Below are 14,467 nucleotides of genomic sequence, written 5' to 3' on the forward strand. Positions count from 1 at the left end.
ATCGATTCGATGGCTGCCGGATTCCCGGCGCCAGGGCACAACTCGCTCATTTTTCAGCAGGTGAACCGAAATGACAGATCAAACCATTCTCGACGTCGCGATCGTCGGATACGGACCCGTCGGCCAATCTCTTTCCATTCTTCTCGGAGAGCGCGGCTATGACGTCGCGGTCTTCGACCGCTGGCCTTCGCTGTATCCGCTTCCGCGTGCCGTCTTTCACGACCACGAGATCCGCCGCGTATTTCATGCGATGGACCTGGGAGAAGAGGTCGAGCGCATCTCGCAACCGTCTTCCAAATATCAGTGGTTCAACGCGGACTGGAAGACGCTCGTCGAGATCGACTGGTCCGCGGAATCGATCAGCGACGGCCCGGTGGGCTACCTTTTCAATCAGCCCTCGCTCGAAGCGCTGCTCGACAGCAAGGCCAAGTCGTTGCCGAACGTCTCGGTGCAGCAGGGCTGGGAAGCGACCGGATTGCGGCAGTTGTCCGACTGCTGCGAATTGACCCTGCGCCGCGGCGTCATGAACGGCGCGAACTGGCAGCCGACCGGCGAGACGCAGACGGTCCGTGCACGTTACATCGTCGGGGCGGACGGCGCGAACAGCTTCGTTCGAAAGTCGCAAGGCATCGAGTTCGATGATCTCGGCTTTCAGGAAGACTGGCTCGTCATCGATCTGCAGCCCAACGATGGCGTGAAGCTCGACGTGCCCGACATCGGCCAGTGGTGCAATCCGGAGCGTCCGACGACGATGGTGCCGGGCGGCCCCGGCTATCGCCGCTGGGAGTTCATGCGTCTGCCGCACGAATCGATCGAAGACCTGCAAAAGCCGGAGAAGGTGTGGGAACTGCTGTCGCCCTGGGTCACGCCGGAGAACGCGACGCTCGTGCGCCATGCCGTCTACAAGTTTCGTTCGCTGATCGCGAGAAACTGGCATAGCGGCCGCGTGGTGCTCGCTGGCGACGCCGCGCATCAAATGCCGCCGTTCATGGGTCAGGGCATGTGCTCCGGCATCCGCGACGCATGGAATCTCGCCTGGCGCTTCGACCTGATCCTGAAGGGCATGGCCTCGGACCGCGTGCTCGAAGGCTATACGCCCGAACGTCGGCCGCAGGTGCGTGCCGTGATCGATGCATCCATCGCGATGGGTCAGGTCGTGTGCATCTCCGACAAGGACGAGGCGGCCCGACGCGACGAAGCGTATCTCGCAGGCGATGTGCCCGCGCTTGCGCCCTTCCCCGGCCTGACCGATGGCCTGATCTGCAAGGACCCCGCATTCGGCTGCGAGAGCGTGGCCGGCTTGCTGAGCGTTCACGGTCAGGTGAAGAACCTGAGCGAGGCATCCCGCTACGACGACACCCTGCCCAACGGCTTTCACGTCATCGCACTCGATGCGCATCCGAACCGGTACCTCGACGCGCAGGGCAAGGCGGCGCTGGCGGCCATCGGCGGGCATTCGATCGGCATCACGACCGACGCGGACAAAGCCGTCAAGGATCGCGTGCTGTTCGACGTCAGCGGCAAATACAAACGGTTCTTCGACGAGCACGGCGTGAAGGCGATCGTCGTGCGTCCCGACTATTACATTTTCGGCGGCGTGAGCACGCTCGAACAGCTGCCTGCCTTGTTGACCGATCTCGTATCAAGGCTTTCGATCGACGAACACACGGAAGCGGCTCTTTCCTGACTACAAGTAAAAATCCCCTGGAGGAGAACATGAGAAAGACACTGTGCGCGCTGGCTGCTGCATGCGCGCTCACGCCGCACGCTCACGCACAAAGCAGCGTAACGCTGTTCGGCATTCTCGATGTCGGCGTGAGCTATGTGAGCAACGAAAACGGCAGCCACAACTTCAAGGCCGACGACTCGATCTGGACGCCGAGCATCTGGGGCATGCGCGGCGTCGAAGATCTGGGCGGTGGTTACAAGGCCGTGTTCGAACTTGCGTCGCAGTTCTCGGTGAACAGCGGCGCAGGCATTCCGGGACCGAACGCCGACTTCAACCGGCAGGCTTTCGTCGGTCTGTCGAAGGACGACATCGGAAGCATTACGTTCGGTCAGCAATACAACCTGATGGCGGACTTTCTATTCTTCCCGCCTGCGAAACTGGACGGAGCCTTCACCTATGGCGGCCTGTACAACATGCGCCAGGGTCCGTTCGCCGCGCTCGGCATTCCCCAGAATCCTACCGGCTCGTTCGACTTCGATCAGACCGGCGGTACGTCGCGCGTGTCGAACTCGATCAAGCTCGTATCGGCCACCTTCGCGGGATTGAGACTCGGCGCGCTGTACGGCTTCGGCAATACGCCCGGTTCGTTTTCCGCGAACAACACGATCGGCTTCGGCGTGAACTATGCGATCGGCGGCTTCGGCATCGCGGCGGCTTACAACGAAACGAAATACGCGGCACTGAACGACGGTCACGACGGGATTCGCAACTTCGGAGGCGGGATCAGCCAGACCATCGGCGACGTGTATCTCAATGCGCTCTACACGAATACGCGCAATACGCTGACGGGAGGCGTCGTGCAGGCGGTTCAGGTCGGAGGGCTGTACACGTTCATGCCGGATATTCGCTTCGGCGCGAACTATCAGTACATGAAGGGCAACGCGCAACTGAGCCACAACAGGGCGCAACAAGTCACCAGCGTCGCGCAGTATCTCCTGTCCAAGCGGACCACCTTATACGCCGAAGCGGTCTACCAGTGGACGGGCGGCGACGTCGAAGGCGGACATAACGCCTGGATCAACGGTGCGGGACAGTCGAGCACCACGCATCAAATCATCGGCCGCCTCGGCCTGCAGACTTCCTTCTGACACGCGCTTATCAATCTGGAGATTGCAAACATGGAATACAACACCGGTTCGAGGTGGGACACCGCCTATGAGTGGAAAGCCGTGGCCATGCTGTCGCTGGGCTTTGGACTGGTCGGCATCGACCGGTTCATGATCATGCCGCTCTTTCCCGTCATGATGACGGATCTGCATCTCGACTATCAGGACCTCGGACACATCACCGGCGCGCTCGCCGTCGCGTGGGGCGTTTCGGCGATGTTCATGGGGAACCTGTCCGACCGCGCGGGCCACCGCAAGGTCATCATTCCGGCGATCGTCGTGTTCTCGCTGCTCGCGGGTCTGAGCGGACTTGCGACGGGCGTCGGCTCCCTGATTCTGATTCGCGCGGTGATGGGCTTTGCCGAGGGCGCGTACACGCCTGCCAGCATCATCGCGACGCTCGATGCATCGAAGCCGACGCGCCACGGGCGCAACATCGGCATTCAGCAGATGGCGTTGCCGCTCTTCGGTTTGGGCATCGCGCCGATCCTCGTGACACAGTTGCTCAAAGTCTTGCCGTGGCACTGGATTTTCGCGGTGGTATCGATTCCGGGGTTGCTGGTTGCTTACTTGATGTTCAAGGTGTTGCGCGATACGAAAGCGTCATCTGCTGCACAGCACACCGCCACGCACGATGCCACCAACCACAAGTGGACCGACGTTTTTCGCTACCGCAACATATCGTTGAACATCGTCGGCATGCTGTGCTGGCTCACGTGCCTCGTCGTGCTGAGCGCGCTTTTCCCCAGCTATCTGATCGACTATCTTCATCTGAGCATGCAGCAGATGGGTTATGTGCTCTCGGCAATCGGTTTCGGCGGCACGCTCGGCACGCTCGTCATGCCCGCTCTCTCCGACAAGCTCGGTAGAAAGCCGGTCATGATCTTCTCCGTAATCGGCGCGGCGCTCTTTCTGCTTCTTCTCATGCGCACCGGTGCGAATCCGACGTTGCTGTTCACTTACCTCACGCTCACACTGTTGTTCGTCTTCAGCATGATCACCCTGACGGTGGGACCGTTGAGTGCGGAATCGGTGCCGGCCAAACTGATGTCGACGGCTTCGGGTCTGGTGGTCGGCATCGGCGAAGTGTTCGGTGGTGGACTCGCACCGGCGATCGCGGGTTATATCGCAAAGCACTTCGGCATTCAGTACATCATGCATCTCGGGCTCGCCGCGCTCGCGATCGGATTTGTCGTTGCGCTCAGCCTGAAAGAGACCGCACCGGCGCGGAAGCGTGTGCAGGCGCCGGCTGTCGCATTGGATTGAGGCACGATTTTCAACGTCACGTCGTATAAAGCGTGACCAGAAAGATGGTGAATCGATAGCCAAGAACGATCAGACCCGCCACCAGCGCCATTGCAGCCGCCTGAACGACTCGCGCCTTACCGCGCGAGCCGAAGACGGGCTTGATGGCGAGAAAGATATAACCTCCACAGAAGCAGAGATTGATGATCGACAGAAGGTTGTCGATGAATGGCGAACTGAGTCCGAGTCCGCCCAGACGGATATCGATAGCCGCGACGGCTAGCGCGAGCGAGAACACCAATAACAGGAACGCGTAGAGATGGAGTGAGAAATAGACAAACGTGACAAACGGTTTGCGCGAACGGAGAAAGATCATCCGCAACGACAAAGTGAACGGAACCACCATGAGAATGATGAGCGACTTGGCATTGAGCACCGCCGCGCGATCGAACGTTGCCGTGTACTGGGCCACGTCCGTCCGCAGTCTCGCGACGCGCTCCGCCACCAGCGAGCGCGCCAGCGGACTCCAGTCCTGATGATAAAGATGAGACTCCAGAGTCGATCCGAACACCTGGGTGTCGGTCAGCGACTGCAACGCGAAGAAGAACGCATTTGCGACCAGGAACAACTGGAACGGCGGCACGTACGGCATGCGCTTTCCATTCAGATGCGCAACCGTCAGCTCGCCTGGATGACGCAGCAGAACCCAGAACGTACGCAGCAGCCGTCCGTCGATGCTCGTCGCCGCGTGCAGAATCTTCGCTCCGATCCCGCGCAACGTCAGATCGGGAGGCCGAAGCGGGCTTTCGCCGCACATCGGACAGAAAGGCGTGGTGACATGATGAGCACACGTCGGACATATCCAGGGTTCGGTCGCAGGCATGATGTCCTCCGTTGGACCGGTCGTACACCTACCCTTCATCGCTAAAGGCGCAATCCCCGGCTCTTGAGACGGTACACCAGTTGCGGCCGTGTAATGCCGAGCGTGCGCGCCGCCGCCGACAGATTGCCGTCCGCGCGCTGCACTGCGCTCCTGAGCAAAGCGGTTTCGATATCGTCGAGCGATGTAGGCTCCACGTCGCCGCCTATTCCCAGCAACAGACTATTCACCTTGCGCGTGACGCGCTCGACTTCATCGCCACCCGCATCGTCCGTGCGTGCCGACAACGCGTGCGACGCCATCAGCGACCCATCGTCGCCGATGCCGAACGTCTCCGTCACGATGCTCTCGCCGCTCGTGAAGAGATGGCCGATATCGATCGCACCGCCGTCGTTGGCGAGAATCACGCCGCGCTCCACGATGTTCTCCAGTTCGCGGATATTTCCCGGCCAGCCGTAGTTCAGCAGCGCATCGAGTGCGCGCGGCGTGAAGCCGGTGACATCGCGTTCGTGCCGCTCGCGATATCTGCGCAGCATGTGATTGAGCAGAACCGGCAAATCCTCGCGGCGCTCGCGCAGTGAAGGCACGCGAATGGGGAATACGTTCAGCCGGAAGTACAGGTCCTCGCGAAAGCGCCCCGCGCGGATTTCATCGCGCAGATCGAGGTTCGTCGCGGCGACCACGCGCACATCGACGCGCTTGGTCTCCGTACCGCCCACGCGCTCGATCTCGCCCTCCTGCAGCGCACGCAGCAGCTTGCCTTGCGCGGTCATGCTGAGTATGCCGATCTCGTCGAGAAACAGCGTGCCGCCGTGCGCGCGCTCGAAGCGTCCGGGGCGGCTTTGCGTGGCATCGGTATAGCCGCCCTTGTCCACGCCGAAGAGTTCGGATTCGACCAGCGCCTCGGGAATCGCCGCGCAGTTCACCGCGACGAACGGACCGTCGCCGCGGGCGCTGATCCGGTGCAGCGTGCGCGCGCACACTTCCTTGCCGACGCCGCTCTCGCCGAGGAACAGCACCGTCGCACGCGTGCCCGCGACGCGCTTGATCATGTGACATACCGCGTTGAAGCCCGGCGATGCGCCGACCATGTTCACGTCGCCGAACGCGCCTTCGCTCGCCGCGCCCGATGCGGACAGTCCTTTCGTGAAGGTCTGCGCCTGCATGAAGCGCAGATCGTCGGCGGCTTCCTCGCCCCATTCCTCCACCGGCTTGCCGATGATGCGGCAATGCGGCTGCCCGAGCGCGCGGCATTCCACTTCGCGATAGAGAATCGGCCTTCCCATGAACACGCTCGTGTAACCGGCCGCATAGCCGAGTTGCGTCCAGCACACCGGCTCCGCGCCGATGCCGTAGATGCGTACGTGCTCCTCATCCTCCGCACAGTTTTTCCAGATGAATTCACCGTAGTACTGGCCGCGCTCGACATCGATCTCGAGGCGCACCGGTTCGACCATGGTCATGCCTTCGAGCATGTGCAGTTGCGGCCCGACCGCGAACATTTCCGTGATGGTGTTTTCAGGGCGCACACGCCGCGCGAGTTCGGCATCGCGCGCGCCGGAGTTATAGCCCATGCGCGTGAGCAATCCGCGCGCGGCATCGATGCCGAGGCTCTCGATCAATTCGCGGCGCATCGTGCCCATCGCGCCGGTATGCACGAGCAGCATGCGTTGTTCGTCGAGCCAGATGCGCCCGTCGCCGGGAGAGAAGTGCAGACGCGACATCAGATCGGCGATGTCGGGATAGCGAAGGCTGTCGACGGGACCGCCCTTGGGCGCCACCATCGACAGGCCTTCCTGCTCTTTCGAAGGCGCTTTCTCGCGGCGTGGCATTGCGCGTATCTCCTGCCGTGGGGATGTTTTCATGGCACCACGATAGGCGATGTGCGCGTGCCGCGCAATGCCGTGGCGTCGTCATCACGCGCGGTACTAGTGTGATCCCTGATGCGGATTTGATCGAACCGCCGCGAGGCGAATCACGCGCTTTTCGAGCATTTCATCAACTCGATTCCGTTCGCGCTCGCACGCCGCCGCGTGCCGGCACAGACATGGCGATGCCGCGAAAGCCGCGCCCCATGCGGCTATCGCCGCGATCGCGTACGCCGATCCTTTCGCCGCAACGATCGACTGGCATGCCTGTTGCCTTATAGGGAGCGCACACCGGTTCTCGATCAAATCATTCAACGATCGCCGGCGACGAACACAAGACCCAAGGAGACAGCGATGCAATCGCCTGCCTATGCGCGGCCGCCGCGCGCATTCGACATCACACGCCGCTTCGTGCGCTTCAGGGAGCAGCGCGACGATGGTTTCGTTGAGTTCGACTTCTCTATCGGCGATCCGGCGCTGAGCGTCGAGCTGGTGATGCCGCTGCGCGAATACCAGTCGTTCTGCCGCGCGAATCGCGTGATCCATCTGACGCGCGACGAAGGCGTGCAGCTCGATCTCGATCAGGCGAAGTGGCGCTACGGACAGCCCGGACTCTCCGAATGATTTCCGAACCGAAGGAGTAACGAATGCAGATCGACATCAAGACTTCAGCAGTCGAGCAGGTGCGCCAGACCTTCTCGCATGTCGCGCGGCGGCTCGGCGCGGACAAGCCCGCGTCGCGTTATCAGGAAGCGACCTTCGACCTTCAGCCCGAGGTCAATTTTCATTATCGCCCGTTGTGGCAGCCGGAGTTCGAGCTGTACGACAAAGGCCGCACGGCAATCGTGATGAACGACTGGTATGCGTTCAAGGACCCGCGCCAGTACTACTACGGCGCGTACACGACCACGCGTGCGAAGCAGCAGGAGACGATGGAGAAGAACCTCGAGTTCGTCGCGAAGCGCCGTCTGCTCACCGATCTCTCCGACGAAGCAAAGGCGCATATCGCCACGCTCATGGTGCCGCTGCGTCACGTCGAATGGGCGGCGAACACCAACAACTGCTTCGTGACCGCTTACGGCTGGGGCACGGCGATCACGCAGGCGACGATGTTCCATTGCATGGACCGGCTCGGCATCGCGCAGTATCTGTCGCGCATCGGGCTTGCGCTCGATGGCAATCAGGGCACGTCGCTCGCAGAAGGCAAGCAACGCTGGCTCGACGATCCGATGTGGCAGGGACTGCGCCGCGTCGTGGAAGACACGATGGTCGTGAAGGACTGGTTCGAAACCTTCGTCGCGCAGAACGTCGTGCTTGACGGCCTGCTTTATCCGCTCGTGTACCGGCACATCGATGAGCGCATCGCGCGTCTGCACGGTCCGGGACTCGGCATGCTCAACGAGTTCGCGAGCGCATGGTTCGACGAAACGAGCCGCTGGGTCGACGCGACCATCAAGACCGCCGCCGCGCAATCGCCGGCCAACGCGGCCTTGCTCGCGCAATGGACCACGAAGTGGCGCGGCGCGGTGCTCGACGCGTTGAAGCCGCTCGCAATCGTTGGTCTCGATGACGACGCGCATCACGCGCTCGAAGCGATCGCGCAGGCGTTCGACGCGCGTATGGCGAAGCAAGGCGTGGAGGTGAGCCATGGCTGATTCCGTATTCATCGCGTTGCAGGCCAACGACGATTCGCGGCCGATCATCGAAGCGATCGAAGCGGACAACCCGCACGCTGTCGTCAGTCATTTCCCGGCGATGGTCAAGATCGACGCGGTCGGCAGGCTCGTGATCAGACGCGAGTCGATCGAAGCGATCATCGGCCGCGACTTCGACCTGCGCGAGCTGCAACTGAATCTGATCTCGCTCGGCGGCAACATCGACGAAACCGACGACGAATTCATCCTCGAATGGACAGCCTGAGCGGCGACCCAAGGACTAAAGGAGACAGGCAAATGAGCACACAACCGAACACGCCCAAGAAGCTGAGCATCAAGGAAAACTACGCGATGCTCACGCGCGGCCTCGGCTGGGACACCACCTACCAGCCGATGGACGAAGTTTTCCCCTACGACCGCTTCGAAGGCATCAAGGTGCACGACTGGGACAAGTGGGAAGACCCGTTCCGTCTCACGATGGACGCGTACTGGAAGTATCAGGGCGAAAAGGAGCGCAAGCTCTACGCGATCATCGACGCGTTCCAGCAGAACAACGGCCAGTTCAACGTCACCGATCCACGCTATATCAACGCGCTCAAGCTCTTTCTGACCGGCGTGAGCCCGCTCGAATATGCGGCGCATCGCGGTTTCGCGCTCGCGGGCCGCAATTTTCGCGGCGCGGGCGCGCGCATCGCGTGCCAGATGCAGGCAATCGATGAGCTGCGTCATGCCCAGACGCAAGTGCACACGATCAGCCACTACAACAAGTACTTCAACGGCTTTCACGATTTCAGGCACATGCACGACCGCGTGTGGTATCTGTCCGTGCCGAAGTCGTACTTCGAAGACGCGATGAGCGCCGGCCCGTTCGAGTTCGTGACGGCGATCTCATTCTCGTTCGAATACGTGCTGACCAATCTGCTGTTCATGCCGTTCATGTCGGGCGCGGCCTTCAACGGCGACATGGCGACAGTCACGTTCGGCTTCTCCGCGCAGTCGGACGAATCGCGCCACATGACGCTCGGTCTCGAAGTCGTGAAGTTCCTGCTTGAGCAGGACCCGGGCAACGTGCCGATCATCCAGAAGTGGATCGACAAATGGTTCTGGCGCGGCTATCGGCTGCTCACGCTCGTCGCGATGATGATGGACTACATGCTGCCCAAGCGCATCATGTCGTGGCAGGAAGCGTGGGAAACCTACTTCGAGAAGAACGGTGGCGCGCTCTTTCACGACCTCGAACGCTATGGCATCCGCATGCCGAAATATCACGACGTCGCGATGAAGGAGAAGGACCGTCTCTCGCACGAAGCGTGGGGCATCTTCTACAACTATACGCACGCGGCGGCGCTGCACACGTGGATTCCGTCCGACGATGAAATGCAGTGGCTCGCGCAGAAGTATCCGGCCACGTTCGACAAGCTCTATCGCCCACGCCTCGAATACTGGCGCGATGAACAGAAGGCAGGCCGCCGCTTCTACAACGACACGCTGCCGATGCTGTGCCAGACCTGCCAGATACCGATGGCCTTCACCGAGCCCGACGACCCGACCAAGATCTGTTATCGCGAGAGCGATTATCTCGGCAACAAGTTCCATTTCTGTTCCGACGGCTGCAAGGACATCTTCGACAACGAGCCGGAGAAATACGTGCAGGCGTGGATGCCGGTGCAGCAGATCTATCAGGGCAACTGCTTCGCCGAAGATGCCGACCCGGCCGCGCCGGACTTCGATCCGATGCGTGAAGTGCTGCGCTATTACCACATTCATGTGGGCGAAGACGGCCACGAGTTCGAGGACTCGCCCGATCGCGCGAACTGGCTGCGCTGGACCGGCAAGCCGAGCCACGGCGGCGAGGAAGCGCCCGAAGCGAATCAGCAGGCCGCGTAACGCACATCACAGGAGACGAATCATGTCAGTCATCGCGCTGAAGGAAGGCTATAGAGGCGAGATCAGGGATCGCGTCGAAAACTATCGCGGCAGGCAGTTGCTCTTCGTCGGCTGGGAAGATCATCTGATGTTCTGCGCGCCGCATTGCATTCCGGTTGAAGCGGCCACGCCGTTCCGGGCACTCATCGACGAGATGTTGCCAGGCATGTATGCCTCGCATCCGGACTGGCGCAAGGTCGATCTGCGCGCCGCCGAATGGTTCAAGTCGGGCCAGCCGTTCACGCCCGATTTCGATGCGAGCATCGGCGAGAACGGTCTCGGCCACAAGGCGGTCATTCGTTTCCGCACGCCGGGACTGAACGGCATCGGCGGATCGTGCAGCTAGCAGGGAGATGATGCGATGAGCTATCAACTGACCATCGAGCCGATCGGGCAGACCATCGAAATCGAGGACGAGCAGACCATTCTCGATGCCTGCATGCGCGCGGGCGTATGGCTGCCGCATGCGTGCTGCCACGGCCTGTGCGCGACCTGCAAGGTGCAGGTGCTGGACGGCGAGATCGAGCATGGACCTGCATCGCCATTCGCGCTGATGGACTTCGAGCGCGACGAGCGCAAGTGTCTCGCCTGTTGTGCGACCGCGCAATCGGATCTGACGATCGAAGCCGATATCGACGAAGACGAGGACGCGCAGCACTTTCCCGTGCGCGACTACACCGGCCGCGTGAAGGAAATGATCGATCTCACGCCGACGATCAAGGGCATCTTCGTCGAGCTGGATGGCGACGGCATCGAGTTTCAGGCGGGACAGTACGTCAACGTGCACATACCGGGCGAGGACATGCCGCGCGCGTTCTCGCTGGCTGACAAGCCCGCGTCGCGCACGGTCATCGAACTGAACGTGCGGCGCGTGCCCGGCGGCAAGGGCACGGGCTATCTGCACGAACGGATCGGCGCCGGCGACGAGATCCGCTTCAGCGGACCCTATGGGCGCTTCTTCGTGCGCAAGTCGGACCCGCAGCCGGTGATCCTGATCGCGGGCGGGTCGGGCCTGTCGAGTCCCAAATCGATGCTGATCGACATGCTCGAAGAGAACGACGCGCGGAAGATCACGCTCGTCTATGGCGCACGCAATCGCGCGGAGCTTTACTACCACGAGTTGTTTCTCCAACTCGAACGCGAGCGCGCGAACTTCACCTACGTGCCGGCATTGTCCGATGAAGCAGCGGATTCGCCATGGCAAGGTTTTCGCGGCTATGTGCACGACGCGGCAAAGGCGCATTTCGACAACGTCTTTCGCGGACACAAGGCGTATCTGTGCGGGCCGCCCGTGATGATCGAAGCGGCGATCCGCACATTGATGCAGGGCCAGCTATTCGAGCGCGACATCTATACGGAGAAGTTTCTCACCAGCGCGGACGGCGCCGAGGCGCTCGCGAAAAGTCCGCTGTTCAAATCGATCTGAATACATACGGAGACAAGCCATGAACCACGATACGATCGACGCCCTCTTGCAAAAGATCAACGACAGCGCGACGAGCGAAGGCAATCCGCGCACGAAGGCTATCGTCAACCGCGTCGTGCGGGATCTGTTTCATACGATCGAGGATCTCGACGTCACGCCGGACGAATTCTGGACCGCGCTCAATTTCCTGACCGAGACAGGCAAGCGCGGGGAATTCGGCCTGATCGCGGCGGGACTCGGCTTCGAGCATTTTCTCGACCTGCGGCTCGACGAAGCGGAGCAGAAGGCGGGCATGGAAGGCGGCACGCCGCGCACGATCGAAGGTCCGCTGTATGTCGCGGGCGCGCCCGAGTCGGATGGCCATGCGCGCATCGACGACGGCACGGATCCCGGCCAGACCCTCGTGATGCGCGGCCGCGTGCTGGGCGATGACGGCAAGCCGCTCGCGCACGCGCTGGTCGAGGTGTGGCACGCGAATCATCTGGGCAGCTACTCGTACTTCGACGCGTCGCAGCCCGCGTTCAATCTGCGCGGCTCGATCCGCGCCGATGCGCAAGGCCGCTACAGCTTCCGCAGCGTCGTGCCGGTGGGTTACAGCGTGCCGCCGGGCGGCAAGACCGAGCAGTTGCTCGACCAGCTCGGGCGGCATGGTCACCGGCCCGCACATATCCACTTCTTCGTGTCGTCGCCGGGTTATCGCAAGCTGACGACGCAGATCAATATCGAAGACGATCCGTATCTGTGGGACGACTTCGCGTTCGCCACGCGCGATGGACTCGTGCCCGAACTCAAGAAGGCCGAGGGCGCGCAGGGCGAGCCCTACGGCGTGACAGGCAATTTCGCGCTGATCGACTTCGATTTCACGCTGTCGCGCGAACGCGGCGACGTGCCGACGACGCAAGTGCAGCGTGCACGCGCCGCGGCCTGAAGGGCGACGGCGTATTCATCGAGGCCGACGCAGAACCTGACCAAGATCGCCGAGAAAGCACTCGATCGCGGCGTCATCCAGCTTGTAGTAGACCCAGTTCTTGATCTTTCTGGAGGTGACCAGCCCTGCGTTTGCCAGAGCCTGCATGTGCGTGGTCACCGTCGGCTGGCTCAGACCGATCTTCTCCGTGATGACCCCGACGCAGACGCCGTCCTCCACGAGGTCGCCGTCCTGCTGCGGCGGGAAATGCTTCTGCGGATCGGTCAACCAGATCAGGATCGTGAATCGGTGGCGGTTCGAAAGCGCGTTCAGGGCTTCATGCAGCCGCTTCTCTTGCGCGGTGGTCGATTTCGGCATGGGTCGGCGCTTCTCCTTGACACGTTGGCGCATCGAATATAGAAATAGACCTATATTGATTTCGTTCAATATAGGATAGCCGGCCATGGACACGGATGCAATCGCTTGCTCGGAAGCGGGTAGCACCACGCGTGTAATCGGTATTGCCGTCGTTTTCACGCTGTACACGGCGGTCGTGTTCGGCTTCGGTATCTATCTCTTCGGTTTGATCGTCACCGCGATGCGGGGGAGCATCGCATTCGATTACGCTGCGATGGGTATCGCGACCGGCGGAGCGCAGGTTGCGTATCTCGTCGCGGCCCTGCTCTGTCCGCTTCTTACGAGGCGTTTTGGCGATGGATGGGTCATCGTGAGCGCCGTTGTTGCGTCGGGCCTGTTGCTGCTGGTATTCGCGGGAATTCAGAACGTTGTGCAGGGCGCGGTCGTTCTGGCCGGTCTCGGCGCGGCAGCGGCCTGCATGATCGTGCCGACCGTCGGCGCGATTTCGAAATCCGTTCCGTTTGCTTATCGGTCCCGCGTCAACGGGCTGGTATCGAGTGGCACGGCGTACGGGCAACTGGCCAACGCCATGCTCGTGCCGTCGCTTCTGACTGGCCACGGCTGGCGATCGGTATGGCTCGTGACGGGCGCGGTGTCGCTCACGGTCATGCTGCTCGGATTCGTGACGCTCCGATTGCTCGCCTCTCACGTATTCGTCCGTGACGCGTCGCGGGGGTCGATCGATGGTCGTGGACCCAGCGAGCCAGGCCGGATCGTCACGGCGCGCAATCTGACCGTGTGGATACTGCTGGCGCTTGGTGGAGTGGTCTGCGGGCCGTGGCAAAACTATCTGTCGAGCTTTCTGTCGGAAGAGCGGGGACGTTCACTGGAGATGATCGGACAGCTTTGGTCGATCATCGGCGTGACAGGGCTTTTCAGCGGCTTTCTGGCAGGTGTGCTCGCGGACAAGGTCGGTGTGCGGATCGCGCTCATCTTCTCTTATGCCACGCTCGCCTGCTCTGCCCTTCTGATCGCTTTTCAAGCGGAACTCTGGCAGTTGCGCGCGGCTGCCGTCTGTTTCGGATGGTCGTTCTATGCAATCTACGGGCTGATTCCCGCCTATATCAGCAAGACCGTCGAGCCTAACGCGGCGACCAGGGTGTTTGCGGTCGCGAATGTTTTTCTCGGATTGGGCACGACGTTGGGCAATGCCCTTGGGGGACGGATTCCGGGTTGGTATGGGTCGCTTCAGGGCGTGTTTGTCGTCGCGTCGGTGCTTGCATGCGCGGGTGTGATCGTTACGATGATTCTGCAGGATGAACGGCGGGTGGGTTCTGGCGGATGAGCATGTCAGGGATGCGTCGCGCT

At 61.6% G+C, this 14,467-nt stretch carries 14 protein-coding genes; 11 read left to right on the forward strand and 3 right to left on the reverse strand.

Features of this window, described 5'->3' with window-relative positions:
* Positions 1-70: 70 nt before the first annotated feature.
* The 3 genes from mhpA (at position 71) to AWB80_RS29755 (ending at position 4,101) form a co-directional block, all read left to right on the forward strand.
* Complete coding sequence (gene mhpA, locus AWB80_RS29745) at positions 71-1,687, forward strand: bifunctional 3-(3-hydroxy-phenyl)propionate/3-hydroxycinnamic acid hydroxylase MhpA (protein WP_061178272.1); 1,617 nt, start codon at positions 71-73, stop codon at positions 1,685-1,687.
* A gap of 29 nt (positions 1,688-1,716) precedes the next feature.
* Positions 1,717-2,817, forward strand: a complete 1,101-nt coding sequence (locus AWB80_RS29750; RefSeq protein ID WP_061178273.1) for a porin — start codon at positions 1,717-1,719, stop codon at positions 2,815-2,817.
* Positions 2,818-2,904: 87 nt separating this feature from the next.
* Positions 2,905-4,101, forward strand: a complete 1,197-nt coding sequence (locus tag AWB80_RS29755) for an MFS transporter (protein WP_425266899.1) — start codon at positions 2,905-2,907, stop codon at positions 4,099-4,101.
* A gap of 16 nt (positions 4,102-4,117) precedes the next feature.
* Here AWB80_RS29755 and AWB80_RS29760 read toward each other — a convergent pair whose 3' ends face one another.
* On the reverse strand, positions 4,118-4,963 hold the full coding sequence (locus AWB80_RS29760; RefSeq protein ID WP_061178275.1) for a DUF3667 domain-containing protein: 846 nt from the start codon (positions 4,961-4,963) through the stop codon (positions 4,118-4,120).
* 41 nt (positions 4,964-5,004) lie between these two features.
* Complete coding sequence (locus tag AWB80_RS29765; protein WP_061178329.1) at positions 5,005-6,744, reverse strand: sigma-54-dependent Fis family transcriptional regulator; 1,740 nt, start codon at positions 6,742-6,744, stop codon at positions 5,005-5,007.
* 438 nt (positions 6,745-7,182) lie between these two features.
* Between AWB80_RS29765 and AWB80_RS29770 the strand changes: the two genes are divergently transcribed.
* From AWB80_RS29770 to catA, 7 genes are read left to right on the forward strand one after another with little or no spacing between them, the layout of a single operon-like run.
* Positions 7,183-7,452 carry a phenol hydroxylase subunit gene (locus AWB80_RS29770; RefSeq protein WP_061178276.1) on the forward strand — a complete coding sequence of 90 codons (270 nt, stop codon included), beginning with the start codon at positions 7,183-7,185 and terminating at the stop codon, positions 7,450-7,452.
* A 23-nt stretch (positions 7,453-7,475) separates the two neighbouring features.
* Positions 7,476-8,483, forward strand: coding sequence for an aromatic/alkene monooxygenase hydroxylase subunit beta (locus tag AWB80_RS29775; protein WP_061178277.1), 1,008 nt, complete (start codon positions 7,476-7,478; stop codon positions 8,481-8,483).
* The gene (locus AWB80_RS29780) at positions 8,476-8,748 is read left to right on the forward strand and encodes an MmoB/DmpM family protein (RefSeq protein WP_061178278.1); all 273 of its coding nucleotides are present in this window, start codon (positions 8,476-8,478) and stop codon (positions 8,746-8,748) included. The genes AWB80_RS29775 and AWB80_RS29780 overlap by 8 nt, the downstream gene beginning before the upstream one ends.
* A gap of 32 nt (positions 8,749-8,780) precedes the next feature.
* On the forward strand, positions 8,781-10,370 hold the full coding sequence (locus AWB80_RS29785) for an aromatic/alkene/methane monooxygenase hydroxylase/oxygenase subunit alpha (protein WP_061178279.1): 1,590 nt from the start codon (positions 8,781-8,783) through the stop codon (positions 10,368-10,370).
* Positions 10,371-10,392: 22 nt separating this feature from the next.
* Positions 10,393-10,755 carry a phenol hydroxylase subunit P4 gene (locus AWB80_RS29790; protein WP_061178280.1) on the forward strand — a complete coding sequence of 121 codons (363 nt, stop codon included), beginning with the start codon at positions 10,393-10,395 and terminating at the stop codon, positions 10,753-10,755.
* A 15-nt stretch (positions 10,756-10,770) separates the two neighbouring features.
* Entirely contained in the window at positions 10,771-11,835 is a 1,065-nt protein-coding gene (locus AWB80_RS29795; protein WP_061178281.1) for an NADH:ubiquinone reductase (Na(+)-transporting) subunit F, read from the forward strand.
* A gap of 19 nt (positions 11,836-11,854) precedes the next feature.
* Complete coding sequence (catA, locus tag AWB80_RS29800) at positions 11,855-12,763, forward strand: catechol 1,2-dioxygenase (protein WP_061178282.1); 909 nt, start codon at positions 11,855-11,857, stop codon at positions 12,761-12,763.
* Between the two features lie 15 nt (positions 12,764-12,778).
* Here the strand turns inward: catA and AWB80_RS29805 are convergent, their stop codons facing one another.
* The gene (locus AWB80_RS29805; protein ID WP_061178283.1) at positions 12,779-13,120 is read right to left on the reverse strand and encodes an ArsR/SmtB family transcription factor; all 342 of its coding nucleotides are present in this window, start codon (positions 13,118-13,120) and stop codon (positions 12,779-12,781) included.
* A gap of 85 nt (positions 13,121-13,205) precedes the next feature.
* Here AWB80_RS29805 and AWB80_RS29810 point away from each other — a divergent pair, with 85 nt between their 5' ends.
* The gene (locus AWB80_RS29810; RefSeq protein WP_061178284.1) at positions 13,206-14,444 is read left to right on the forward strand and encodes an MFS transporter; all 1,239 of its coding nucleotides are present in this window, start codon (positions 13,206-13,208) and stop codon (positions 14,442-14,444) included.
* Positions 14,445-14,467 lie beyond the last annotated feature (23 nt).

The organism is Caballeronia pedi (assembly GCF_001544915.2).
Taxonomy (GTDB): Bacteria; Pseudomonadota; Gammaproteobacteria; order Burkholderiales; family Burkholderiaceae; genus Caballeronia; species Caballeronia pedi.

Bases quoted from the DNA above. Each gene is read 5' to 3' on its own strand.
- AWB80_RS29785 (WP_061178279.1), top strand. From the start codon at position 8,781: ATGAGCACACAACCGAACACGCCCAAGAAGCTGAGCATCAAGGAAAAC.
- AWB80_RS29775 (WP_061178277.1), top strand. From the start codon at position 7,476: ATGCAGATCGACATCAAGACTTCAGCAGTCGAGCAGGTGCGCCAGACC.
- AWB80_RS29810 (WP_061178284.1), top strand. From the start codon at position 13,206: ATGGACACGGATGCAATCGCTTGCTCGGAAGCGGGTAGCACCACGCGT.
- AWB80_RS29765 (WP_061178329.1), bottom strand. From the start codon at position 6,744: ATGGTGGCGCCCAAGGGCGGTCCCGTCGACAGCCTTCGCTATCCCGAC.
- AWB80_RS29755 (WP_425266899.1), top strand. From the start codon at position 2,905: ATGCTGTCGCTGGGCTTTGGACTGGTCGGCATCGACCGGTTCATGATC.
- AWB80_RS29770 (WP_061178276.1), top strand. From the start codon at position 7,183: ATGCAATCGCCTGCCTATGCGCGGCCGCCGCGCGCATTCGACATCACA.
- catA (WP_061178282.1), top strand. From the start codon at position 11,855: ATGAACCACGATACGATCGACGCCCTCTTGCAAAAGATCAACGACAGC.
- AWB80_RS29795 (WP_061178281.1), top strand. From the start codon at position 10,771: ATGAGCTATCAACTGACCATCGAGCCGATCGGGCAGACCATCGAAATC.
- AWB80_RS29805 (WP_061178283.1), bottom strand. From the start codon at position 13,120: ATGCCGAAATCGACCACCGCGCAAGAGAAGCGGCTGCATGAAGCCCTG.
- AWB80_RS29750 (WP_061178273.1), top strand. From the start codon at position 1,717: ATGAGAAAGACACTGTGCGCGCTGGCTGCTGCATGCGCGCTCACGCCG.
- AWB80_RS29780 (WP_061178278.1), top strand. From the start codon at position 8,476: ATGGCTGATTCCGTATTCATCGCGTTGCAGGCCAACGACGATTCGCGG.
- AWB80_RS29760 (WP_061178275.1), bottom strand. From the start codon at position 4,963: ATGCCTGCGACCGAACCCTGGATATGTCCGACGTGTGCTCATCATGTC.
- AWB80_RS29790 (WP_061178280.1), top strand. From the start codon at position 10,393: ATGTCAGTCATCGCGCTGAAGGAAGGCTATAGAGGCGAGATCAGGGAT.
- mhpA (WP_061178272.1), top strand. From the start codon at position 71: ATGACAGATCAAACCATTCTCGACGTCGCGATCGTCGGATACGGACCC.